Raw genomic sequence first — 24856 nt, forward strand, 5'->3', positions numbered from 1 at the left:
TTCGTTATTCTTCTTCCGGATCCGGCACATATTCGTAGGCGCCGATATCAGGTCCATCTTCGCTCGCCAGCCTATCAAGGCCATATCGATCCAAGGGGTATAATTCGGAGACCGAACGATCTGCCTTTCCTACAGCCAGCTGCTTTTCCAAGACGTTCCCATCTTCATCCTGGCTTATATTGAGGCGATAATCAAACACATAATCATTATCGCTACTCCCGAGGGATTTATAACTCAGTTTATTGTCTTTATCAATAAACTGCACTCCAACAAAAACAGATACTTCTGCCTCCTTTGTTTTAACAGCACAATGATTAAAGAGGAAGTTAATCTCCGTTCCTTCTGCATTGTCTACAGATATTTCGCCTCCCAGTGGTTTATCCCCTTCCGGATAGCTTCCGTCAATGATACAATTATCAAAAGTAGCCTTTTGCAAGGGATAAATTATCGTTTCCTTATCTGCTCCTATGATATAGTTCGTCAGAGCAAGAACGGGCTGTCCACGTCGTCCCGGACTAATAATAAAATAATTAGCCAATGTACAATGGATGAAATGGTAGCTACCACCCACCAAAGAAACAATAGACTTAGCTGCATTCGTAAACTCTGTATTGATGGCTTCTACCTGACAATTTTGGGCTACAAAAAGACTTTCCTGAGCATTGGTTATCTGCGAGTTTCGGATAGTCAGTTTAGGCTGTGTAGGTTCAGAGGATTCCAGCACCATGGCATGGGTTGCATTCCGCACGATCACGTAATCCAGAGTATTGTTGAAACTTTCCTTTTTAAGGTAAATGCCGCCCCATTGTCCCGGCATACGGTCATACGGAAGATCGGTGAGTATATCATCCAACCTGTCTCCCCGGAATACCACCGGTTTCTCTAAGGTTCCTGTAGCCTGCATTGTTCCGAACACCTGCCACTTCGCTTTATCGTGCATATAGAAAGTAGTTCCTTCTTCTATTTTCAGCGTCACCCCTTCAGCCACGACCACACTATCGTAGATCAGATAAGGTCGCTCAGCTGTCAGTAAGGTATCTGTTGTAAAGGTATAGCCTCCTTTTATCATATTGGCATCTTGCCCGTAAGCTTGCAAAAGTACTGTTTGCTTCACACCATTGGTGGTAAATTCCACCCGGTCTTCCAGCAGTAGTGGTTCTACATGCCCTGTCGGGTCGACAGTTACTTCCACAAAGACATACATGCTGTCTTTTCCCAGAATACGAATATCAGAGAAGGATTCTCCGCTACGCCCATCCACATTAAGACGAAAGCCGGAAGTAGACGAACTGGCCAATTGAACAGATTCTATATTCAGCGGATCTGTATTCCTATTGTAAATCATAAACTGACGGGTAGCCGAACCTACAGTTGTAAACACCGTATCAAACGAAAGGGTATCAACAGAAAAGGACAGACGGTCATTCGGATTCGTCGAATAATCATCATTCATATCGTTACAAGCCGGTAATACAATGAAAAACACAGCTGATATTACAAGAAAAAAAACTGTCAGTTTATTGATCATAAGCTATAAAACATAAGAGAGGAAGAATTCCATAAGGATTCATCCTCTCTCTTATAACGAAAAGTCTTTCTTTTTATTTTGCCGGAATATTCTTTAACAGTTCCAATGTGTGCTGCCACCACAAACCAACTGTGTCGATTTCGATGCGTTCGTCCGGAGAGTGAACGTCACGCAGCGTTGGTCCGAAGGAGATCATATCCAGGTAGGGGTATTTCTCCAAGAATAAGCCACACTCAAGCCCGGCATGAATCGCCATGATTTTCGGTTCTTTGTTGAACAAACCTTTGTAGGTTTCTTCCGCCACTTTCAGCACTTTTGAGTTGGGGTTAGGAGCCCAGCCCGGATAGCCGTCGCCATGCGTCACCGTTGCGCCTGCCAACAGGAAAGTACATGCCACCTGGTTAGCAATTGATTCTTTGGCCGATTCTATTGAACTTCTCTGGCTGGTGCCTATTACGATCGTGTCGCCGCCTTTCATCTTTACAGAAGCCAGGTTGGTAGAGGTTTCCACCAATCCTTCGATATCATGGCTCATAGCAATTACGCCATGCGGACAGGCATAAAGAGAATAGATCAGCTTTTCTGCAACAAGCGGGTCAATATATTTCTCCGGACGGTCTACAGACTGCATAACAATCTGCACATCCGGGTCTACATGCTTCAATTCATTTTCTATGTCAGCTGTAAAGCGGTTCAGCATGACACGTACTTCTTCTTTGTCTGCTGATTTCAGACCGATAACGGCATATGCCTCACGGGCAATGGCATTCCGCAGATTGCCACCATCTATGGCAGAAAGCACAAAGTCGAAGTTCTTTTTCAGCAGATAAAGGAAACGAACCAATATCTTATTGGCATTTCCCAAGCCTTTATGAATTTCGCCACCGGAGTGCCCGCCTTTCAGACCTTTCACGTCGATACGGAAATACAGCATATCCTCAGGAGCTGCAAGTTCTTCATAATAAAAGACAGCCTGTGTATCCTTACCTCCTGCGCAACCGATAAACAATTCTCCTTCGTCTTCGCTGTCCAGGTTGAGCAAGATCTCACCTGTCATAAAACCAGACTCCAAGGCTTTGGCACCTGTCAGGCCGGTTTCCTCATCTACCGTAAAGAGGCATTCAATAGTGCCATGTTCTATATCGTTTGAAGCCAGTATAGCCAGCTCGGCAGCCATTCCTATTCCGTTGTCGGCGCCCAGCGTAGTGCCATCGGCCCGTAGCCATTTGCCGTCTACTACTGTTTGGATGGGATCATTCTCGAAGTCGAAAACCTTGTCACTATTCTTTTCGCAAACCATATCCATGTGCGATTGCAGAATAACAGTCGGCAGTTTTTCGTAACCGGGAGTAGCGGCCTTTGTCATCAGGATATTTCCTACTTTATCTTTCTTTATCGGGATATTGTACTCTTTTGCGAAAGACTCCAGATACTGGATAATTTTGCCTTCTTTCTTAGAAGGGCGAGGCACTTGTGTAATCTCATGGAAGAACTTCCATACGATTTCCGGTTTCAAATTTTTAATGTCCATAATGTTATCTTGTTTCAGTGTTTGTATTTAGTTAATTAAAGGCAATATATTAAGAATGCACTAAAAAAAGTAGAATATTCTACCAAAAAGATACCATGTAATCAGTTAAACTCTTATATTTGCGTCCACAAATATAAAGAAAATGCTTGCAACATTATTAATAACAATCATAATTCTTCTTATTTGTCTCGTATTGCTTTCTGTCAAGATATTGTTCAAAAAAGGAGGAGAGTTCCCCAATTCACATGTCGGAGGCAACAAAGCGCTAAGAGAAAAAGGGATTTATTGCGCCAGAACACAACATCTGGAAGATATGAAGCGCAAGAACCTCGAAGAACGTTTGAAAGAAATAAAAGTATAATATAAAGATTTAATTTGAGCTTTATGAAGAACATGAACTACGTAGTTAACGGTGTACTTGCCGTAGCTGTCATTATTTTGTTTATTCTACAATTTACAGGCAAAAAGGATACAAAAGCTGCAGTCGCTACATTTACATCCGACGGTGACCCTACTGCTTTGCTTCCTATCGCTTATGTGGATATGGACTCTCTGCTTCTTAATTATAATTACTATAATGATCTGCTGGAAGTGATCATGAAAAAACAGGAAAATTCCCGTGCCAACATCAACCAGCAGGCAAGCAAACTTCAAACAGAAATTCAGGATTTTGAACGCAAAATACAGAATAATGCATTCCTTACGCGTCAACGCGCCGAAGAAGAACAACAACGCCTGATGAAAAAGCAGCAAGAGCTGGAAGCCCTTGATAACCGTTTAGCCAGAGAGTTGATGGAAGAACAACAGAAACTAACGGAACAACTTCGCGACTCTTTGCTTGCACAATTGAAGATATACAATGCCGACAGAAAATTCCAGGTAATCTTCAGCAGCAGGTCTACAGACGTGATCCTATTGGCAAACGATGCCTACAACATCACAGACGAAATACTGGATCACTTGAACAAAAATTACAATCCTTCCACCAAGTAAGAAATTACACAAACAACATACAAAATAGCTCACGAGTAAACAAAAATGGCTCGTGAGCTATTTTTTTTCACCCGGTTGAAACTTTTTTCTCATCGCCATGAGAATTTTTTCTCACCCGCATGAGAATTTTTTCTCATCAGCGTGAGATTTTTTTCTCAACGGCATGAAACTTTTTCTTCATCCATAAAAAAAGTAGTAGGTTTGCATGTAAACAACGTTAGTATGAAGCCATTTTTATATCAGATAGCAGAACTCTTTTTTTCGGAACATGGAGCAGGCATCAGTCGCCTGGCGTTTGTGTTTCCAAACAGGCGTGCCGGGCTGTTCTTCAGGAAATACCTAGCCGAGATCTCAGACAAGCCTTTGTTTTCACCTACGATTCTTACCATTAACGACTTGTTTATGCAGTTGAGTGGAAAGCAGACAGCCGAGCGAATCAGCATGCTTTTCACCTTATACAACCTATATATTGCCAAAAGCGGGAGTACGGAATCCTTTGACGAGTTTCTCTATTGGGGAGAGATGCTGCTGAATGACTTTGACGATGTTGATAAATACATGGCTGATGCGCGGATGCTTTTCTCTAATGTGACAGATTTGCGGACAATAGAAGCCGACTTCAGCTTTCTAAGCGATGAACAGATCGCGGCAATCCGTTCGTTCTGGTCTTCTTTTTATCCGAAGGGGGACAGCAGCAATCAGGAGAGCTTTCTGGCCGTCTGGAAAATCCTTTACGAGCTATATAGCGACTTAAGGCATTCCCTGGCCGAAGAAGGAAAGGGATATGAAGGCATGATCTTCCGCGAAGTAGTAGAAAATATGCAACGGGGCGAAGCAAAGGAGCTTCCCTACCGGAAGATTGTATTTGTGGGGTTGAACGCGCTTTCCGTAGCGGAAGAAATGTTATTGTTGGAATTAAAGAAGCAAGAAGTTGCTGATTTTTACTGGGATTATGTGTCCGAGAAAGTAACAGATCCGGAAAACAAAGCCTCTTTTTTTGTTAAACGTAACCAGAAATTATTTCCCTCTGCCCTTACTGTTCCTAAGGAGGAAGTTGGGAAAAAGGCGGATATAGAAGTAATAGGCATTCCCTCTGCAATAGGGCAAGCCAAGCAGGTGTACAGCCTGTTGAACGAAATTTGCAATCAAAGCGAACTGACAGACGAAGAGGCTTTGCGGACAGCCATCATCCTGCCGGACGAGCACTTGCTGATGCCGGTACTGAATGCCATCCCCGAAGCCATCAAACGGATCAATGTAACCATGGGGTATCCGCTATCGGGAACACCCGTTGCCTCGCTGATGGAGTATATCCTGGCCTTGCAAAAGAACATCCGCTATATGGATCGCATCCCCACCTTTTACTACCGGGATGTTCTGCCTATCCTGAACCATCGTTATATCGCACCAAGCCATCCGGAAATTATCACCTCATTGGTAAAAGACATTACGGCTTACAACAAAATATACATCAGCTATAACGAGCTGAACCAAACGCCTCTACTAGGTATTCTGTTCAGTCCAGTAGAGGATATGAGCCAGCTGTCCGGTTATTTGATTTGGGTGTTGGAAGAATTAAACAAGCGCATGAGTAGCGAGCTGCCGGAGGTAGAAGAGGAAGATTCCGACCCCTCGTCTGCCCGACCCTTCTCTACCCGGGATATCGAGCAAGAGTTTATCTTCCACTACTTTACAACTGTCAACCGGATGCAGGACATCATGCGTGAAGCGCATATTGAGATGAAGATAGACACCTACTTCCGGCTATTGAAAAGGATTACCGATACCATCACCATACCCTTCCGTGGCGAGCCCCTTTCCGGATTGCAGATCATGGGGGTACTGGAAACCCGGGCACTCGACTTTGACAGGATCATCATCTTGTCGATGAACGAAGGGATCTTCCCGCTAAAAAAAGCGGCTAATTCTTTTATTCCGTACAACTTGCGTCGCGGGTTCGGGCTACCTACTTATGAGCATCAGGATAGTGTATGGGCCTACCATTTCTACCGTCTGATTCAGCGGGCCGGCAAGATAAGCCTGCTGTACGACACTCGTAACAACGGCTTGCAGACGGGTGAAAAAAGCCGCTTTATCCATCAGCTTCATTATCATTACGAAGTACCGATGCGTGACAAACTGGTGGTTTATGATGTTTCCTCGTCAAAGAAACTACCTATACAGGTGAATAAAACGGAGGACGTGATGAAGCGGCTGGAAGTCTTCCGCAAAGGGGGCGAAAAGGCGATCTCCGCCAGTGCTCTGAACACCTATCTGGATTGTCCGCTGAAGTTTTACTTCTCGGTTGTAGAAGGAATACAGGAAGAGGAGGAAGTGAGTGAAACCATCGAGAGTGACGTATTCGGGAGCATCCTGCATAAAGTAATGGAAGTGCTCTACAAGCCTTTCAAACAGAAGATGGTAACTGCCGATCTGCTGAAAATTATCAAACAAGACAAGGAAGCAGTAACCCATACGATAGAATATGCCTTTGCCGACGTATTTTTCAAGTCCGGCACCGTGCGCCCGCTAAGCGGTCAGAACTACCTGATCGGCGAGATGATCCGCAAATATGTGGAGAAGATACTGGAACGCGACAGCAAGCTAACACCCTTCGTATATATTGAGTCGGAAAAGAGAATGAGCGATACGTTTACCCTGTCAGACGGTTCGGAAATACAACTGAAAGGCTTTATAGACCGGATTGATGAAGTACAAGACAGGATTCGCATTATCGACTATAAAAGCGGAAATGGCATACAGCAATTCAACAGTATCGAAAGCCTCTTTAACTTAGAAGAAAAAGACAGAGCCAAGGCCATTATGCAGGTTTTCATGTATGCCTGGATGTACAGTCGCCTGCCTGAAAACAACAGCAAAGCGATACAACCCGGTATCTACTACATGCGAACCATCTTTTCTGAAGACTTTACGGCCGGTATATACCAGCGGATAGAGCGTGGAAAGAAAGAGCTAGTGGAAGACTTTGCCCATTATTCCGAAGACTTCGAGAGCGGTATGCGCAGCTGCCTGGACGAGATATTCGGGACAGAGCAGGCATTTATACAGACTCCTACCGGAAAAGCCTGTGTCTATTGCCCATTCAAAGACATCTGCGGGAAATAAAGACTAAAACAGGAAGCCCAAAGAAAAGCTCAGGACATTGGTTCGTTTATCAATAACGATATTGTTTCCCTGTGGTTCATCTACGCTGGTATCTCTAAAGTCAGAGTCTACCTGATTCAGTCCGAACTCGTAGGTTACATCAAAGAAAAAGCGCCAGATCGTTACCCCTACTCCACCGACGATGTTGATTCCCCAGGGGGTACTGTCGCTGGTGTACTTGCGCGGCGAATTATAAATATCCGACGAGTAATTGACATCGTAATTATACTTAAAATTGGGTCCCGCCATGAGGCTTAAACCGTATGGGTAGTCGTTCACAATCTTATAGCCTACTAAGACCGGCGCTTCTATGGATCTGGTTTTGTATACCAGGCGGTCATAGACATTGCTTACGGCAGTTGTAGCCATTTTTTCCTCCGGAAGGTTGAATCGGATATCACCCGACGAATATCGCCAGGAGACGCTGGGCTGGATGAAAAACCTGTCGATATTAACACGCCAAAAGGCAGCTGCTAAAAAACCCACCCGGTACTGAAGGTGAATGTTTTCGGCCTGCTCTCCGTTTACAGTAATTGAATTTATCACCGGAAATGTAGAGTTAAGCCCCACCTTCGCACCCCAATTGAAGACCTTGTCTTCTATTTTGATGGGGTTTTGCGATTGGGCAAACAGGCCAAACAAAAGCCAAAACGCTATCAGACAGATTTGTTTCATTACTTACTTTTTCTTCTTTACCGACCAGCCGAATTTACCGATAAACTCTCCCAATCCATAGTATTTTCCGTGAACATAGGCCAGCAGCCCTGCCTTTTCCATATCAAAGGCTCCGGTTTCACTATCCAGGTATTTATCATCGGCCAGTACATTTACAACATCCGAGATAAACATATCATGGCTACCTAATGCCATAACCTCCCGTACGCGGCATTCGATACACAATGGAGCCTCTTCTATGATGGGAGCATTTACCAGAGATGCTTTCCCCGGCGTGAGCTTCATTTCTTCAAACTTATGATGATTTTTGCCGGATGTCACTCCACACCAGTCGGTAGCATACGCCAGCGATTCGGTAGTCAGATTGATTACATACTCCATATTCTTTTTCAGGATAGGATACGAATGGCGCTCCGGACGAATGGAGATATAACACATCGGCGGATTGGTACAGAGCGTACCTACCCAACTTGCCGTAATTATATTATACTCCAAGGGCTCGCTTCCGCAGCTAATCATCACCGCCGGCAAAGGGTAGATCATTGTTCCCGGCTTCCAGCTTATTTTCATTTTATTATAATATCTTCTTTGTTTATTTTCCGCTCGCAATAACAACATTTGATGGTTCCCTTGTTCTTATCTATTACCTCAAAGCGAGTCTGCATCGGTTCGTTATTGGTGATACATTTAATGTTGTTACATTTTACGATTCCTACCAGTTTGTCCGGCAGGGTCACGGTATATTTCCCGATTACCTCAAAGTCGCGTATTTCGTTCAATATGACGTTCGGAGCAATCAAGGCGATGCGATTGATCTCGTCTTCTTCAAAGAATTTGTCCGAAATCTTGATCACTCCTTTACGTCCCATCTTCTTGCTATGGAAGTTATTACCTATCGTAATTGTATTGTTCACTTTTTCCAGTTCCAGCAGATGAGCTACTTTAAACAACTGGTCGGGCGGTATATGGTCTATAGCCGTTCCATTCTCCAATGCAGCGACCTGTAATTCTCTTTTCTTTCCTGTTGACATACTTATATCAAATTAAATCGTTGATACCTAAAACTTCGCATATAATAGCTTCGCGCGTAAACAATCCGTTTCTTGCCTGCTGTATGAAATAGGCTTTCGGACTATCATCCACATCGTAATCTATCTCATTTACACGGGGTAGCGGGTGCAGGATACGCAAGTTGTCCCGGCTTCCCTTCAGCATATCTTTCCGCAAGATATATACATTCTTCACCCGTTCATATTCTTCCAGGTCGGTAAAGCGCTCACGCTGTACGCGCGTCATGTAAAGAATATCTGTCTGATTGATTATATCTTCGGCAAAAGCCGTATGCTCTGTGTAAGGGATATTCAGGTTGTCGCATATGGCCTTCTGTTCCTCGGGCATACGCAGCTCGTCCGGAGCCACGAAATGGAAAGTCGGATTAAAATGAGACATACCTACGATCAGCGAGTGAACGGTGCGCCCATACTTCAGATCGCCGACAATCGTGATAGTCAAATCGTTCAGCGTCCCTTGCGTTTTCTGAATAGAATACAAGTCGAGCAAGGTTTGTGACGGGTGCTGGTTCGCTCCGTCGCCTGCATTCACGATTGGGACGTTTGTTATTTCCGAAGCATAGCGTGCGGCTCCTTCCAGGTGGTGACGCATAATGATCAGGTCGGCATAGTTGCTAACCATCAGGATCGTATCTTTCAGCGTCTCCCCTTTGGCGGAGCTGGTGGTAGAGGCATCCTGAAAACCGATCACCCGTCCGCCCAAACGGTTGATAGCCGTTTCAAAACTCAAACGGGTACGAGTGGACGGCTCAAAAAACAAAGTAGCGGCTACCTTACCATCCAATAAGGTACGATTGGGATTTTCTTCAAATTTAGCGGCATTCTCCAAAATACGCAGGATATCTTCTTTGGAGCATTGATCTATGGAAACTAAACTTCTACTCTTCATAATTTGTCTGATTGTGTAGTTACAAATGTATAAAAAAAGCGAAGACTTAACAGCCTTCGCTTTCAATTTATTTCAGATATTCCGCCAAGCTCTCCGGCAAGTAGAATATATTGTTTTTATCGACATAAACAATTACCGAATTGAGGCGAATTTCCTTGTCTCCCTTTTTGCCTTCCGTTACGATGTTCGTGAACGGCTTTATATTGAGTTGCTTCTTCTTATTCTTCACAACCAAAGTGGGGAAACCTTTCTCTTCTTTCGCCGGAACAATCTCGCAGGTATAACCTTTGAATACCTCTGTGTGTTGAGCAAAGTTCTGATTGCTCAGCTCGTCCAGCAAATCCCGGTTAAAGCCGAACAACTTACACAGGTATTCGTTTAACTCGATATTCGTATGCATGCCGATCGGAAGATCTCCGTTCGGATGATAGGCAGCCAGAAAGACTTCCTCTCCGGTATGCCCTCCGGTGGTAAAAGCAAAGCAGGTTTTGGAAGTAATTAAATTTGAAATAAACGTATTTAAAGAGCCACTATACAAAGATGGTTCTATACCTTCAGACGAACGCTCGTTTTCAGGTATCGGACTGTTTTTGTAGCTCTTGCAGTGATACAAGGCTTGCAATTCGCTCTCGTTTAATTCAAAACCTGCATATTCGCGGAATATATTCTGCACCTCCGAAGCCGGCTCGCTGTTTAGTTTCTTAACAAAGCCTTCGGCTGTCAGCTTAAACTGGGAGAAGGCCGAAAACAGCTGGTCTTTGCTCAGTTTGTCGTAGCCCCCGCAATGACGTGCTCCCAGGCTTACGCCGCTATTGCCGTGATCCGGCACAATAATAACAGCCGTCTCTCCATTCTTACGGGCAAACTCCAAAGCGGCTCCGCAGGCACGATCAAAGGCCAGGAAATCAGTCGCCATTCCAACCGGGTCATTGCCATGAGCCGCCCAGTCTACCTTGCTTCCTTCTACCATGAGGAAGAAGCCGTCTTCATGCATAGACAGTTTTTCGATAGCTTTACGAGTCATCTCTTCGATAGAGGGCTGCTGAGCAGGATCCCTGTCAATATCATAATCCATAGCGCCATCGCCAAACAAGGCCCACATCTTATCAGATGAATCATTGCGCATGGCATTCAAGTCGTTCTTGTAAACAGAATAGCCGTTAGCTTTCAGATAGTTTTCACTCTCTTCCGGAAGAAACGAAATACCTCCACCAATCACAACTGCCAAGTCATTATGTGCCATCTGGGGAGCAATCCATTCGTATTTTCCCCGGTTGTAGCTATGAGCCGAGCAGTCTGCCGGAGTTGCGTGAGGAAACTCACAGGTAAACACCAGTCCACCAGCCTTACCATGCAGCCATTGTCCGGCTTCCAGAACGGTAGCCAGAGGTTGGAAAGCACGTGCCGGATCATTTGGGTAGATATCATTCTGCGGATCACTTTCCGGATAAGTAGAGACATAACCTGTACGGCTTGGATAGCCTGTCATGTAGCAGGATGTTGTTGGCGCAGAGTCTCCGATCGGAGCATTGGAAGAGTGCGTGCGCACCGTTCCGCATAAATAAGGGTCGATATTCAATTTTGGCAGATCGGGGTTATCGTACCATTGCAACCAACGGGCAATGGAAACCGTAGCTAGTGAAGTGCCGTCCGGTATCAACAGAATGATGTTCTTAACCGGTTTGACTTCTTTTACATCCGCTCCGGAAACCGGCAACATAAAGACAGCCAGCAAGAGCAAGAGTGTCATTCTCTTTTTCATTGTTTTGTTCATTTAAATTCTATTCTTTTGATAAGTTTACGATGTTCTCTTCGGCATGGGTCAGCTTTTCTATTCCTGTTTCCGTTACCAGGAAACTATTCTCAATCCCTACGGCACCTATTCCGGGAAGCACGAATTTAGGCTCCAGGGCAAAAACCATATTAGGTTGCAACAGTTCTTTTGAACGTGGCGTAAATACAGGTAATTCGTTTATTTGTATGCCGATACCATGGCCTACAAACTTGGCCTGCTGCTTAGTGCCCATAAAATATGCCGACAAGCCTTCCTTTTCGGATATACCTGCTGCCAGATTATACAGCTCGGCACAAGAAGTTCCCGGACGAGCGATCCGTTCAATTTCCTGTTGGATATCAATAGACACCTGATGCGCCCGGTAAGCGATCTCGGGTAATTTACCGACAGAGAATATACGGGTCATATCCGTAATATAAGCAGTATAATTACCTGCCATATCTACCATAACAGCCGTTCCGTCTTTCAGCAAGGTTCCGTTTGCTCCCAGCGGTAGCGAGGTAACTCCTCCCCCTCCCAGAGCAAAGTCAAAGGGAGAAGGCGCTTCGGCATTTTCTCCTGCCAAAACACTTCCCATAAAGATATCCATATTGGAGCCAAAAGAGCGAAACAGCCCGATAGAGCCATTCAGCCTCATTCGTCTCTCTATCTCAATCTGAAACTCAAGATCGGTCATTCCCGGACGATAACACGAAGGTACTTCGGCATACGTTTTGGCATGTTGCCTGGCGGAGATACGAAACTGCTCAATCTCCCAAGGCGTTTTAATGCTACGCAGAGAACGTAATATCGTTGTTGCATTTCCTGTTTCTTTCGGACTAAAGACAGCCTGCAAGCGCACGTATTCGCTATATGTCAATTCGTCTGCTTCCAGCAAAAGCTTTTCCGGCATCTTGATTCCTCTCTCGGCGAATATTTCGGTCATCTGTTCCGGCTTGCGGATATATGATACCTGCTCTCCGCTCAATCCGTTCGGGCGTTTAATAAAAAACCAGGGAGTACCTTCGACAGGCAGATAGAAATAACCATTATACACCTGTCCGGTTGCATAATACAAATTCACATCAACACTCAACAAGCAGGCATCAGCACCATTCTGCTGCATAGCTTGCTGTATGCGCTCCCACTTCAACTTTAAATCTCCTACTAAATCTTTGTTTATCACTCCTTTCTACAATCCTAGAATAAATACACGTTCTATTATACCCTTCAAAAGTAGTAAAAAAAGCGTTAGCAATGAGCAACAATAAATATTACAAAACAAAAATCATAGAAAGTATTTCCTTTTTCCAATTTATTTGTACATTTGCAGCCGTAAGAAAAAATCGGGATGTAGCACAGTTGGTAGCGCGCCACGTTCGGGACGTGGAGGTCGGAAGTTCGAGTCTTCTCATCCCGACCAATAAAGCTGAGATCATATAGATACTCAGCTTTTTTATTTTAACATCCCCTCACTATTCCATCCCCAGATCAATACTTCCTCACTCAATACATAGTAAAAAAACGAACAATTTATTTGTTTTCGTTCGTAAAATTACTACATTTGTATTGTAAACAAGTCCAAAATCAACACACTATGAGTTACAAATCTGTAAAAGAAGTAGTGGCTTTGCTTATAAAAAACGGCTTTGAATTAAAAAGCCAAAGAGGCAGTCACCTGAAATACGAGAAAAACGGATTAATGGTAATTGTCCCTAATCATGGCAAAAAAGGCATTGAAAAAGGAACTTATTACAACATCCTGAGACAAGCGGGACTTAAATAAAAGCAAAGAGATATGAAAGTAGTTGAAGTAATCGTAGAATATGCAGGAAACAACCTAAGTGCATATATTGATGGAGCTCCTATCATGACTGTAGGTAATGACCTGAAAGAAATCGAGAAGAATATGCAGGAGGCTATCGAATTATATCTTGAAGATAATCCTTCTCCAGTTGATATCCTCTCCGGAGAATTTGAATTGAAATTTAAGATTGATGCCGCCACGTTTATAAATTATTATAGCAATATTTTCACTAAAGCAGCATTAAGCCGTATCACCGGAATAAATGAGCGCCAGCTTTGGCACTATGCAGCTGGGGTTCATAAGCCTCGTGCCAAACAGTTAGAAAAAATACAAAAAGGAATAAATATACTGACCGAAGAACTATCCTCCATCAGCTTGATTTAATTTCACAATACATGGTGATAAAGTAAAGTTCTTTTTGCAAAGAACGACTAGTTAGGCTCCGGTTTGTTATCAATTTCCCCAAAACATTGTACAATTACGACATTTTATTTTAATATTCTGGTTTCTATCATTATATTTGCAATGACAATCATTTTTTCGTTAAATAATTGTTTTCATAATTATTGGTTAAATACTGGTACGTCCGAATATGTGAATATTCGGACGTATTTTTTTCGTAATATATCTTGTTTATAAATGGATATGCAATCCGATAGACACTGGGTGTACCTTAGGCCCCTTGCCGCTTTCAAACAATCCCATAGGTGAGTACTTCGCATAGATGCCAATCCAGTCGTAGCCGGCCTGAAACAGGAAGTCCATGGTTACCGGGCGAATATTCATACCACCATCCATCTTATCTACCTGGCCTTTGCCTTTCTCATTTTTATAAGCCACCTTCGACGAAGAAATGGTCTTCACGACTCCTACAACACCTGCAGAAATAAAGAAATCTTCAGAGTGCCTCCTATTCTGCCATTCTATCAAGAGGGGAATCGTAAGACTCGTGATATTCAGACGACTGGAACGATAATTCATATCTTCAGGAACGGGCAACAGACCAGTAACTCCGTCTACTTCCTTAAAGTACACTTCCCCATCAAGCCTGTAACGGCTCCAGCGCATACCTACTCCGGTAACGACTGCAAAGTCAGACTTCTTTGAGAACGGAAAACTCGTTTCCAGAATATTCAGATTGTATTCCAGGGAGTTACCGCTGCGCAAAGAGACGCCGTTTATGTCGTTTATGTTAAAGCTCCCGTCAGCAAAGTTGGCAAAGCCCATACCAAAACCTGTCCAATGCGGATCGAAACTTTTGTGCCAGGAAGGAAGCGGTATGTTGATAGAGCGCTTACGGCGTTCGTAACTTTTGCCGTCTTTATAATGCCCTTCAAACACCAGTTCGTCGTCTATTTCCTCATCGTCTTCCGTTAGTTCATAGACCCTTACCTTCATACGTTCTTCGCTCTCTTTCACCTCTATACGTTTTCCGCCCAGTATTATTACGGTATCTGTAGACATCGGTTCAATCCCGGCAGACCAGGCTCCGAATGATATGCACAGAGCCATGATTAACAGTAATTTTTTCATCATTTTCTATCGTTTAGTTTATTTATAAATCTTTCTTTGTAAAGAGAATCGTGATCAAGTCATCACTATCCAGCTCTCCTTCTATGTAGACCAAAGTAATCACTCCTTTCTTGCTCAGTTTAAACAGGATAAAGCGATTCAGTTCTTCATTCATTCCCGGCAGCTGATAGTAGGCCGATATAATGCCGCCATCATCGGTTACTTCCTTGATTTTCCGGGCGCCATGCTGATCTTCTTCCAGGCATTTGCGGGTAAAACGCAGGGCTTCCGCATCATCTTTTATCGTGATACTCTTGTAGTGTGTCATACTGAATGTTTCCAGCATTTCGTTCGATAGCTCAACCATCGTTACATTCTTCTTCTTCCCGTATCGTTGGAACACCTCCTGTATCTTCAGATCTTTCTGGGCTTCCATTGCTTTTGCTTTCGTTGGGAACAGAAAACAAACAACCAGCAAAAGTGCATAAGTGTAGTGTACGTATCTCATTTTCTTCAATTTATTCGTCATCACTGAAAATATCCTCCAGTTCTTTCAACTGGTTCTCTATCAATTTACGGTCTAAAGCATCCTCCTCCCTGTCGGGGAAGTATTCACTGGCCGGAGCGGCTACTTCGCCCAAGGCTTCAAGAGCCAGTTCGCGCACCTTGTGAATATCCGTATAGCAGCGACCGTTTATCACCACATAATTCTCTGAGCAATAGCAAGGATCGGGAGTAAAGACAAACTGTCTGATACCCAATACAAGCAGGATAGTTGCAGCCATACCGGCCAGCCAATAGAAAGGCCTGTTGCTCTTCACAGTGTATTGCTTCTGCCGCAGCTCTTGTTTCTTCCTGATTTCCTCGTCAAAGTAGGCAAACATCGGCTTGTATATCATCAGCCGCTGAGGCACCTTGTCTGAGGCAAAGAAAGTTCGCAGATAGCGCTCTCCCTCCATGGAGGTTTCCCCCTCAAAATATTTATTTAACAAGTCATCAATATTCATATCCCGACTGATTTAATGCTAAAAACTGTTCTCTTACTTTTTTCCTTGCTCTTGAAAGATTTACCCTTACTGCTTCTACCTGACTTCCGGTTATTTCGGCAATTTCGGACAACTCGTATCCCTCTATGTCTTTCATCCTGATAATCGTTTGTTGCAAAGTGGGTAAATGCTCTATCAGATGCCGGATGCATGCTATGGCATCCTGTTGTTCCAGTAACTCTGCGGGGTTCTTCATTCCGGAATCATAGGTGTAGAGGTTCGACTCTTCTACCATACTTTTCCGTGTCCTCAGTTTATCCAGTGCCAGATTCTTCGTTACCATAACCGCTAAGGCCTCTACGTTCTGGTATTCATCCAGCTTGTCACGGATATGCCAGAGCTTCAGAAATGCTTCCTGTACAACATCCTCGGAATCAATCTCCTCCTCCAGCAATTTCCGCGAGATATTCAATAATTTCCCTCTAAGCGGAAGAACTGTTATTTTAAACCCTTCAAGTTCCATCTTTACTATTAAGACGACAAAGGAAATAAAACATAACATCCCCACTATATTTTTTTTCTGCCTAAATTAACTTTTTCCAAAAGCTGGTTTATTCCCTGAAAATGCCCGTTATAATTGTTTGCCCACATATATCAACAATCCTGCCGATAATTATCGGCAATATTGTTGATAGTTATCGGCAGGCTTGCCGACAATTGTCGGCAACAAAAAACAACCGTCTGATTTCGAGATAAAACTCCGGAAATTCCAGAATTTTGCCAGAATATTTTAGTAGGTTTGCCGCTAAAGGTTTTTTGCATGAAGATTTTAATAGTGGAAGACGATCGTTCTTTGCGTGAGATCATGATTCGCTCTCTGGAAAAGGAACGTTATGTGGTAGAAAGTGCGGCAGATTATCAGGAGGCATCATTAAAGCTTAATGACTACGACTACGATTGCGTGGTATTAGACGTGATGTTGCCCGGAGGAAGTGGTCTGACGTTACTGGAAGAACTGAAGAAGATGCACAAAAAAGAGTCTGTCATTATTGTATCGGCCAAAGATTCTATAGAGGATAAAGTGACCGGTTTAGATCTGGGAGCCGACGATTACCTGACAAAGCCTTTCCACCTGGCAGAGCTGAATGCCCGGATAAAAAGTATCATCCGGCGAAACCAGCAGGATGGCGAGATCAATATTGAGTTGGCAAACATTACGGTGTATCCGGATCGCCATGCAGTATATATAAACAATGAAGAGTTGATACTGAACCGTAAAGAGTTTGACCTGCTTTACTATTTCGTCACCAATCCGAACCGACTGATCAGCAAAAGCGCCTTAGCTGAGTCGGTATGGGGAGATTACATAGATCAGACTGACAGTTTTGATTTTATTTACAGCCAGGTGAAAAACCTGCGGAAAAAGCTCAAAACAGCCGGAGCTACTCCCGAGATCAAGGCTGTATACGGATTTGGTTATAAAATGACAGACGAAGAATGAAGCTAATACAATACACCTTTCGCAAGCTGGCATTTCCATTACTTATTGTTATGGCAGTCTGGGCTACAGCATTTTATTTCTTAATCCTTTACGAGATAGATGACGAAACGAACGACAGCCTGCAAAACTATAAGGAAATTATTATCAAACAATTTCTATCCGACAGTACCGCTCTTGCCAACCATCCGGATATCATGACCCGCTATCAGATCAGGGAAATACCGGCTAAAGACGCAAACCTGTCTGAGGATGTGTTTTACGACTCAACAAAATATATAGAAATAGAAATGGAGTTTGAGCCCATACGTGTATTACGCTCAAACTTCATGGATGCAAACGGGAAATACTATGAGTTAGTCATTGAAACATCTACGCTGGAAAAGGAAGATTTGATAGAGACAATCCTATTCAGTATCATCATCTTATATCTGGTGTTACTGGTTTGCATCCTGTTAGTTAACCGGTATGTATTTAAAAAGAGTTTCCGTCCTTTATATACGATTCTGGACTGGCTCAAAAAGTTCCGCCCCGACAAGCCTATCGAGCCGCTAAACAATGATACGCCTATTGAAGAGTTCGCAATCCTGAACGAAGGAATAACAGATGCCAGCAAACGAAGCAGTGCATTATACGAACAGCAAAAGCAGTTTGTAGAGAACGCCTCACACGAGATGCAGACACCACTTGCCGTATGCCTGAACAAACTGGAACTACTGAGCGAAAATCCTGATTGCACCCAGGAGCAATTGACAGAGATAGCCGACATACACCAAACACTGGGCGGGATTGTAAAAATGAATAAATCCCTACTACTACTATCCCGCATTGAAAACAAGCAGTTTGCAGATACGGAGACTGTATCAATCAACGCTATTACGAAAAAGATCATTCAGGACTTTTCCGACATATACGAAGAAAAACAAATAAAGATATCGGTGTCGGAAAATGCATCACTCAAGTATATCATGAATGAATCGCTGGCTACAATTCTCATTAAAAATATAGTGAAGAATGCATTCGTTCATAACATAGCGGATGGCGAAATAAACATCACGATATCAGAGAATACATTCAGCATTGAAAACACCGGCAACTGCCCGGAACTGAACAAAGAAAAGTTATTTCGCCGCTTCGCCAAACAAACAGACAATAATAAGTCTACCGGACTTGGACTGGCCATTGTTCAATCAATTATTCTTACCTATAAAATCAGTATTACTTATCACTATACAGGCAAACACCAATTTGTTTTAACATTCCGCTAGCCTTTATTCCAGATTCTTTCCCAAAAGCCTCTTTTTCTTTGCAGTATAATTTAAAGGCAAAGCAATATGAAAAAGATTGGTTTATTTCTTGTCTGTCTGCTTATCATAACAACGATACAAGCCGGAAACAGAGGCAAAACAATAACGAATGACACATCTGTACTTCCTGCTGCCAGCCGGGATTTTATAGCCAAACATTTTAGCGGAATAAGGATCTCTCACATCTCTATCGAGAAAAACATGATGGGTATAAAAGGGTACGACGTAATCCTTACAAATGGAGTAGATGTGGAATTTGACAAAGCCGGAGAATGGACAGAGGTAGACGCCAACAAGGCTGTTGTACCAAGCAGTATCATTCCGCAACCCATCCTGACCTATGTACAAACAAAATTCAAAGAAGCTCATATCATTAAAATAGACAAAGACTGGAACGATTATGAAGTGGATTTGAGTAACGGACTGGAACTTACCTTCAATCACAAAGGAAACTTATTAGACATTGACGATTAACATATTAACAAATAAAAGACTATAGTTATGAAGACAAAAACATTTTTATTGAGCGCTTTATTGGTGTGTAACACCTTGGCTTTTACATCATGTAATGATGACGACAATTACACACCGGAAGATGTAGTAGTAAATGCTTTCAAAAGCAAATACCCACAAGCTACAAAGGTAGAATGGGAAACAAAAGCCGGCTACAAAGTGGCTGATTTCCACTTCAACAAAAACGAACTTGAAGCATGGTTTGAACCCACCGGAGAATGGGTGATGACAGAAACCGACATTACGTACAACGAACTACCTCAGGCTGTACAAAACAGCTTTAAGGCAAGCAGCTATGCCGATTGGAAAGTAGACGATGTAGACAAACTGGAACGTCACAATACGGAAACAGTCTATATCATAGAAGTAGAACAAGGCAAACAGGAAGTGGATCTATACTACACAGAAGATGGTAGTCTTATCAAAGAGATAAACGATAATGGAGCCAATACCCATGAGCCATTGGTGGTGCCTAATTCAGTGATCGAAGAAATTAAAGAGAGGTATCCAAACGCCCAATTCCTTGAATTTGAAAGAGAAGGATCATATATTGAAATAGATATCCGTCATAACAATATCCAGAAAGACGTATTGTATAACAGCAGTTACGAGTGGGTAAGCACAACATGGGAAATCCGCCTCAACGATGTACCTCAAGTAGTATTAAGCGCTCTTAAAGCCAGCGAATATAGCAGCTACAAAGTTGATGATGTAGACTTCATGGAGAAGCCCGACGGAGCATATTACATCTTTGAACTGGAATCAGGGAATAAAGAGGTATATCTCACCATTAAGTCAGACGGTACAATCATCAACAAATAAGAAATATTTCATTTAAACTGAAACTTCTCCCAAGTGTAGATTTTCGGTTCATCTTTAAGGAAAGGTAATACCTTTCCTTTTTCTTGTTTGCTTAAATACAGGGGAGTAGTATAGGTAGCGGTCAATGTCTGATTGTCCGGATTCAATTCATAACGGATCAAATCCATATCCAAAAGGGCTATCGCATCTTTATAGGCATCACTGTTTTTATCAGCATCTTCTTTTAAAAACCAATCAGCAGCAACCGGACTAATCAGGTCTGACACCTCTAATGGCGCCCATTCCGTTGTAAAAAACTGCAGACGGCTATCTGCTACCGGAGCCTCGACAGTGATCGACATACAAATAATGTGGGTATTATTTACCAGCGGCAGCATTTTCAGCTCAACCTGGCTTCTTTCCGTTGTTTGCAGCAGTAGGTAGTCAGCCGTCAGTTGTTTTAGATGGGAATAGCCGTCCATCGTATTCTTCAAGCGAGCCTCTTTTCCCGACTCGTACAAATCCACCAAATCCTTTCTCCAAGCTGATTCCAACTGAGGTATATACACATCAGGCATCGCTATAAATACACTTTTCATATCCTGCGCCCACATACCTACAACACAAAAACAAAAGACTAATACAGAAATATATCGCTTCATATTATACGTTATTTTGTTCCCAAATATAAGAATATCATTCCAATCAGCACTAATAATAGATCCAGAGCTTTGCTCTTTAGATTTTTTTCATGGAAGAAGAGGGCACCGGCAGCGAAGGTCACCAATACGTTGCTACGGCGGATCATGGCTACAATGGAGATCATAGAGTCGGGGAAGCTGAGGGCATAAAAGTAAATCCAGTCAGCCAGCACCAGAAAGACAGAGATAAAAACAATACTCCAGCGCCACTTGAAAGGAGTGCTTTTCTTCCTTCTTGGATACCAAAGGAACAGCAGAATAAACACCATGATAAAGCACTGATACACATTGAACCACACTTGCACAGTCATCACATCCAGCGAACGCATCAGGTGTTTGTCGTACAGTCCGCTTAAGGCTCCCAGCATGGCAGAGAGTATCATAAAGAAAATCCATTTATTGTGGGAGAAGTTTATCCCTTCTTTCTTTCCCGACAAGGAAAGGAGGAAAAAAGAAATGATAGACAAAATCACACCAATCCACTGATAGAGATTTAAACGCTCGCCAAAGATAAGAAGTGCGCCAAGCAGTGTCATTACCGGCTGGGTGGCTTTGATTGGCCCGGTTATAGTTAGCGGAAGATTCTTGATCGCAAAATAACCGAACAACCAGGAAGACAGAACAATCACGGCTTTTATAAATACGGCGATATGCTGTTCCAGCGGTGCATGCGGCACATACAGCATACTTCCGTCGAGCAAATTCGTTCCATATGAAAGGATGATAACGGGAACAAATATCAGGCTGCTTATCAATGTATTCAGAAACAACACCGGGATCACAGCATTCCCGTTCAACGACATTTTCTTGTTTATATCATAGCATCCCAACAGGAAGGCCGACATAAACGCCAGGGCTACCCACATATTTTACTTATTATTAACCTTAAACAATGCTTCGGGATATTGAACATCCGCCAGGAACAAGGCATGCCCCGGTACGGAAGTTCCCGCCCGGCACCTGTCTTTTGCCTCTATTACCTCTTTAAACTCTTGTATAGATAGCTTACCGCGTCCTACTTCTATCAATGTACCTACGATGGCACGAACCATATTGCGCAGAAAGCGGTCGGCCGTAATCGTAAACTTCCAGTTCTCCCCTTCCCGCTCCCATCCGGCGTATGTAACACGGCAGTTGTTTGTTTTCACATCGGTATGCAATTTACTGAAACTGGTAAAGTCTACCGTATCATACAACACCCGGCAAGCCTCGTTCATCGCATCAAAATCAAGGGAGCCGTGCATTTTATAAACAAACTCATACATAAAAGGGTCTTTCCGGGTCGTAATATAATAATGATAGGTACGGGATACGGCATCAAAGCGGGCATGCGCATCCTCCTTCACTGGAACGACCTTATACACGGCAATATCTTTAGGAAGCAGACGGTTGAGCTTCTCTTTCAAAAAGGGCAAATCATCAATAGACTCCGGAAAGTCAAAATGGGCAACCATCAGGCGGGCATGTACTCCCGCATCCGTTCGCCCGGCTCCTACTACCGGAACAGGACAACGAAACAAAGTAGCCAAGGCCTCTTCAAGCGTCTGCTGCACCGTTACTCCATTGGGCTGCACTTGCCAGCCGCAATAGTTCTTTCCGTTATATCCCAAATAGATAAAATAGCGATTCAATGCCCTGTATTATTGTTATATTTTCGTCGGCAAAGGTAACAGAAAAAAGCGATGGGAACAATTCCTCGCTTAGAAGAACCGTCAGGTTAAAGCATTCGTTTTTTTGATATATGACAAATAATAAATTAAAAATTGCATTTTTAAAAATGGCTCTGATATTAACTTTGCCACCTATAGTATGTTACATATAGGCAGCAAAATGCCTATAGTAGGTTTTGGTTAAGTAGAAAAATAGCTGCCTGTGACAGGTGGCTATTTTTGTGTAACAAATTAAAAATATTATTTTTGTTTTCATTGTATATAATCTACATAATTAATCAAGTATGAGAAAGATAATTACTTTTATTTGCGCCACACTAATTTGCATGATCACACATTCTAATGTATTTGCTACTATTTCGCAAACTGTCATCCGGACTACGATAGAAAGTCTGGCGGAGAAATCCGGCAATCAGAAAGAAATAATGGAAAAAGGCGTTCGCCAGGTTGCCAGGCTCTGGCAGGATAAAGACGGAGACGAAGAAGCCTTCAAAGCCTTCTGTCTGGAGAATTATATAGCCGATCCTTCGGAAAAGGAAACTGTTTTTCTGAAAATAAGCGATTACATGGAAGGTATATACGGAAATTTCAGCGCTATGTCTGTACGGCTGGACTGGAATGTTACGATAGACGACGGGCAGCTGCACCCTATCGACCGGAAGTTTGCCGCTTACAGCCCCTCTTCGCATCTTTCCGAAGACTTCTATAACAACAAACTGGCATTTACCATCGCATTGAACTTTCCCGAATTAAGCTTAAAAGAAAAAGAATCTTTAGGCAAAGACCGGAAGGCCTGGGCATATGCCCGGTTGGGAGACTTCTTCACGCAGCGGGTTCCTTCGTCTGTGATGCAGAAAAGGGCACAAATAAGCAGTGATGCTGATATGTACATTGCGGCATACAATGTCTATATGGGGCATCTGTTGAACACAAAAGGGAAGAAGATATTCCCGGAAGATATGATATTGCTCTCACACTGGAATTTGCGCGACGAAATAAAAGCCAATTACAACAAAGGCAATACGGGACTGGAGAAACAACGCACCGTATACCAGGTAATGAAACAGATCATCAATCAGGATATCCCCCTAGAAGTAATCAACAGCGGAGCATACGATTGGAATCCCTATACGAATACCGTATTAAAGGAGGGTAAAGAGATGAAAGGTAGCCCGGAAACAAAGGAACGTTACCAGAAAATGTTGAACAACTTCAACATCATGCAGGAAATAGACAAGTATACAGGCAATACCTATATTGACCGGAAGTTCGACAACGACATGGAGGTAGCCGTAGATGAGGTTACCCGCCTGTTCGATGATTTCCTGTCGGCTCCCGAGCTAAAAGAAGTAGGCAAGATGATATCCAAGCGTCTCGGTCGTAAGCTGGAAGCCTATGATATTTGGTATGACGGCTTCAAAGCCCGTAGTAACCTGGATGAAACAAAGCTAAACCAACAAACAAGAGCCCTTTACCCAAATGCCGAGGCCTTGGAAAAGGATCTGCCGAATATTCTTGCCAAACTAGGCTTTAGCAAGGACAGGGGTAACTATCTGGCTGAAAAAATAGGCGTAGACCCGGCACGCGGATCAGGACATGCTTTAGGAGCCGTTATGAAAGGGCAAAAATCACGTCTGCGCACCCGTATCCCGGCAGGAGGTATGGATTATAAAGGATACAACATAGCTATTCATGAATTCGGACATAACGTTGAACAAACGATCTCTCTGTATGATGTTGATTATTACATGTTAAATGGTGTGCCGAACACGGCATTTACTGAGGCTCTGGCCTTTGTATTTCAGAAACGCGACCTGGAAATACTTGGCATCACCGACAATAATCCGGAAAAAGAAGCAATGAATGTACTGGATAAGGTATGGAGCATGTATGAAATATGCGGAGTGTCTATGCTTGACATTTCTGTATGGAAATGGCTGTATTCACACCCCGATGCTACAGCAGAGCAACTGCGTGACGCTGTTGTGTCTCTGTCAAAAGAAATTTGGAATAAATACTATGCACCGGTCTTCGACGTAAAAGATGAAACCGTACTGGCCATTTATTCACACATGATCGGTTATCCGCTTTATCTATCAGCTTATGCTTTTGGACAGATTATTGAGTTCCAACTAGAGGGGCATCTGCAAGGAAAAGACTTTGCTACGGAGGTAGACCGTATCTTCAGTCTGGGACGCCTTACACCCACCCAATGGATGCTGGAAGCAACTGGCGAACGGCTAACAGTAGACCCCATGCTTTCTGCCGTAAGGAAAGTTCTGCAATAAAAACATTTTTAAGACTTGGACTGTTATAAGGATAAATAAAAAGATCACTAATCTATTTAGTCTATCCTTAAAAGCATTTCATTTATTTGATTGACAATATATTAGTTTGATTATTTCTTGTTTATATCTGCAAGAATTAGTATCTTTA

Annotated in this window: 25 protein-coding genes and 1 tRNA gene; 11 read left to right on the plus strand and 15 right to left on the minus strand. The window is 43.1% G+C overall.

Features of this window, described 5'->3' with window-relative positions; translation table 11 throughout:
- Nucleotides 1-4: 4 nt before the first annotated feature.
- The gene (locus tag M2470_RS11205; protein WP_280745081.1) at nt 5-1453 is read right to left on the minus strand and encodes a hypothetical protein; all 1449 of its coding nucleotides are present in this window, start codon (nt 1451-1453) and stop codon (nt 5-7) included.
- A 148-nt stretch (nt 1454-1601) separates the two neighbouring features.
- Nucleotides 1602-3059 carry an aminoacyl-histidine dipeptidase gene (locus tag M2470_RS11210; RefSeq protein ID WP_280745082.1) on the minus strand — a complete coding sequence of 486 codons (1458 nt, stop codon included), beginning with the start codon at nt 3057-3059 and terminating at the stop codon, nt 1602-1604.
- Between the two features lie 142 nt (nt 3060-3201).
- Here M2470_RS11210 and M2470_RS11215 point away from each other — a divergent pair, with 142 nt between their 5' ends.
- The 3 genes from M2470_RS11215 (at nt 3202) to M2470_RS11225 (ending at nt 7178) form a co-directional block, all read left to right on the plus strand.
- Nucleotides 3202-3420, plus strand: a complete 219-nt coding sequence (locus tag M2470_RS11215; RefSeq protein ID WP_280745083.1) for a hypothetical protein — start codon at nt 3202-3204, stop codon at nt 3418-3420.
- A gap of 23 nt (nt 3421-3443) precedes the next feature.
- On the plus strand, nt 3444-4052 hold the full coding sequence (locus M2470_RS11220; RefSeq protein ID WP_280745084.1) for an OmpH family outer membrane protein: 609 nt from the start codon (nt 3444-3446) through the stop codon (nt 4050-4052).
- 222 nt (nt 4053-4274) lie between these two features.
- Nucleotides 4275-7178, plus strand: a complete 2904-nt coding sequence (locus tag M2470_RS11225; RefSeq protein ID WP_280745085.1) for a PD-(D/E)XK nuclease family protein — start codon at nt 4275-4277, stop codon at nt 7176-7178.
- Nucleotides 7179-7181: 3 nt separating this feature from the next.
- On the opposite strand, the gene M2470_RS11230 is transcribed toward M2470_RS11225, so the two are convergent.
- The 6 genes from M2470_RS11230 to M2470_RS11255 all read right to left on the minus strand — a co-directional run bounded on the left by M2470_RS11230 (nt 7182) and on the right by M2470_RS11255 (nt 12811).
- Nucleotides 7182-7892 (minus strand): porin family protein, encoded by a 711-nt coding sequence (locus M2470_RS11230; protein ID WP_280745086.1) that lies wholly within the window; start codon nt 7890-7892, stop codon nt 7182-7184.
- Between the two features lie 3 nt (nt 7893-7895).
- Nucleotides 7896-8462: a flavin reductase family protein gene (locus M2470_RS11235; protein ID WP_280745087.1), complete on the minus strand. Its 567-nt coding sequence runs from the start codon at nt 8460-8462 to the stop codon at nt 7896-7898.
- Nucleotides 8459-8923 (minus strand): aspartate carbamoyltransferase regulatory subunit, encoded by a 465-nt coding sequence (gene pyrI / locus M2470_RS11240; RefSeq protein WP_280745088.1) that lies wholly within the window; start codon nt 8921-8923, stop codon nt 8459-8461. The genes M2470_RS11235 and pyrI overlap by 4 nt, the downstream gene beginning before the upstream one ends.
- A gap of 7 nt (nt 8924-8930) precedes the next feature.
- A complete protein-coding gene (gene pyrB / locus M2470_RS11245) occupies nt 8931-9851 on the minus strand; it encodes an aspartate carbamoyltransferase (RefSeq protein ID WP_280745089.1) in 921 nt (306 codons plus the stop codon).
- Nucleotides 9852-9918: 67 nt separating this feature from the next.
- The gene (locus M2470_RS11250) at nt 9919-11613 is read right to left on the minus strand and encodes an alkaline phosphatase (RefSeq protein WP_280745090.1); all 1695 of its coding nucleotides are present in this window, start codon (nt 11611-11613) and stop codon (nt 9919-9921) included.
- 19 nt (nt 11614-11632) lie between these two features.
- Nucleotides 11633-12811 carry a Xaa-Pro peptidase family protein gene (locus M2470_RS11255; RefSeq protein WP_280745091.1) on the minus strand — a complete coding sequence of 393 codons (1179 nt, stop codon included), beginning with the start codon at nt 12809-12811 and terminating at the stop codon, nt 11633-11635.
- Nucleotides 12812-12972: 161 nt separating this feature from the next.
- Here M2470_RS11255 and M2470_RS11260 point away from each other — a divergent pair.
- The 3 genes from M2470_RS11260 (at nt 12973) to M2470_RS11270 (ending at nt 13816) form a co-directional block, all read left to right on the plus strand.
- Nucleotides 12973-13048: transfer RNA gene (locus tag M2470_RS11260), tRNA-Pro, on the plus strand.
- A 174-nt stretch (nt 13049-13222) separates the two neighbouring features.
- On the plus strand, nt 13223-13411 hold the full coding sequence (locus M2470_RS11265) for a type II toxin-antitoxin system HicA family toxin (RefSeq protein WP_280745092.1): 189 nt from the start codon (nt 13223-13225) through the stop codon (nt 13409-13411).
- 12 nt (nt 13412-13423) lie between these two features.
- Complete coding sequence (locus M2470_RS11270) at nt 13424-13816, plus strand: antitoxin HicB (protein WP_280745093.1); 393 nt, start codon at nt 13424-13426, stop codon at nt 13814-13816.
- A gap of 249 nt (nt 13817-14065) precedes the next feature.
- Here M2470_RS11270 and M2470_RS11275 read toward each other — a convergent pair whose 3' ends face one another.
- From M2470_RS11275 to M2470_RS11290, 4 genes are all read right to left on the minus strand, one after another.
- The gene (locus tag M2470_RS11275) at nt 14066-14965 is read right to left on the minus strand and encodes a PorT family protein (protein ID WP_348524217.1); all 900 of its coding nucleotides are present in this window, start codon (nt 14963-14965) and stop codon (nt 14066-14068) included.
- A gap of 22 nt (nt 14966-14987) precedes the next feature.
- Nucleotides 14988-15380, minus strand: a complete 393-nt coding sequence (locus M2470_RS11280; protein ID WP_280745108.1) for a hypothetical protein — start codon at nt 15378-15380, stop codon at nt 14988-14990.
- Between the two features lie 82 nt (nt 15381-15462).
- Nucleotides 15463-15951 (minus strand): hypothetical protein, encoded by a 489-nt coding sequence (locus tag M2470_RS11285; RefSeq protein ID WP_280745095.1) that lies wholly within the window; start codon nt 15949-15951, stop codon nt 15463-15465.
- Entirely contained in the window at nt 15941-16492 is a 552-nt protein-coding gene (locus tag M2470_RS11290) for a sigma-70 family RNA polymerase sigma factor (protein ID WP_280745096.1), read from the minus strand. Before M2470_RS11290 ends, M2470_RS11285 begins: the two co-directional genes overlap by 11 nt.
- A 258-nt stretch (nt 16493-16750) precedes the next feature.
- Here M2470_RS11290 and M2470_RS11295 point away from each other — a divergent pair, with 258 nt between their 5' ends.
- The 4 genes from M2470_RS11295 to M2470_RS11310 all read left to right on the plus strand — a co-directional run bounded on the left by M2470_RS11295 (nt 16751) and on the right by M2470_RS11310 (nt 20070).
- Nucleotides 16751-17431 (plus strand): response regulator transcription factor, encoded by a 681-nt coding sequence (locus M2470_RS11295; protein WP_280745097.1) that lies wholly within the window; start codon nt 16751-16753, stop codon nt 17429-17431.
- Nucleotides 17428-18696 carry a HAMP domain-containing sensor histidine kinase gene (locus tag M2470_RS11300; RefSeq protein ID WP_280745098.1) on the plus strand — a complete coding sequence of 423 codons (1269 nt, stop codon included), beginning with the start codon at nt 17428-17430 and terminating at the stop codon, nt 18694-18696. The genes M2470_RS11295 and M2470_RS11300 overlap by 4 nt, the downstream gene beginning before the upstream one ends.
- A 66-nt stretch (nt 18697-18762) precedes the next feature.
- Nucleotides 18763-19209 carry a PepSY-like domain-containing protein gene (locus M2470_RS11305; protein ID WP_280745099.1) on the plus strand — a complete coding sequence of 149 codons (447 nt, stop codon included), beginning with the start codon at nt 18763-18765 and terminating at the stop codon, nt 19207-19209.
- A gap of 27 nt (nt 19210-19236) precedes the next feature.
- Nucleotides 19237-20070, plus strand: a complete 834-nt coding sequence (locus M2470_RS11310) for a PepSY-like domain-containing protein (RefSeq protein WP_280745100.1) — start codon at nt 19237-19239, stop codon at nt 20068-20070.
- An 8-nt stretch (nt 20071-20078) separates the two neighbouring features.
- Here M2470_RS11310 and M2470_RS11315 read toward each other — a convergent pair whose 3' ends face one another.
- The 3 genes from M2470_RS11315 to truA are packed head-to-tail and all read right to left on the minus strand — an operon-like array spanning nt 20079 to nt 22381.
- Entirely contained in the window at nt 20079-20711 is a 633-nt protein-coding gene (locus M2470_RS11315) for a DUF3256 family protein (RefSeq protein WP_280745101.1), read from the minus strand.
- Between the two features lie 8 nt (nt 20712-20719).
- The gene (locus M2470_RS11320; protein WP_280745102.1) at nt 20720-21616 is read right to left on the minus strand and encodes an EamA family transporter; all 897 of its coding nucleotides are present in this window, start codon (nt 21614-21616) and stop codon (nt 20720-20722) included.
- A gap of 3 nt (nt 21617-21619) precedes the next feature.
- Nucleotides 21620-22381: a tRNA pseudouridine(38-40) synthase TruA gene (gene truA, locus M2470_RS11325; protein WP_280745103.1), complete on the minus strand. Its 762-nt coding sequence runs from the start codon at nt 22379-22381 to the stop codon at nt 21620-21622.
- 365 nt (nt 22382-22746) lie between these two features.
- Between truA and M2470_RS11330 the strand changes: the two genes are divergently transcribed.
- Entirely contained in the window at nt 22747-24708 is a 1962-nt protein-coding gene (locus tag M2470_RS11330; RefSeq protein WP_348524218.1) for a hypothetical protein, read from the plus strand.
- The last annotated feature ends 148 nt before the right edge of the window (nt 24709-24856 follow it).

Source organism: Parabacteroides sp. PH5-46 (genome assembly GCF_029892785.1).
In the GTDB taxonomy this organism is placed as follows: Bacteria; Bacteroidota; Bacteroidia; order Bacteroidales; family Tannerellaceae; genus DFXE01.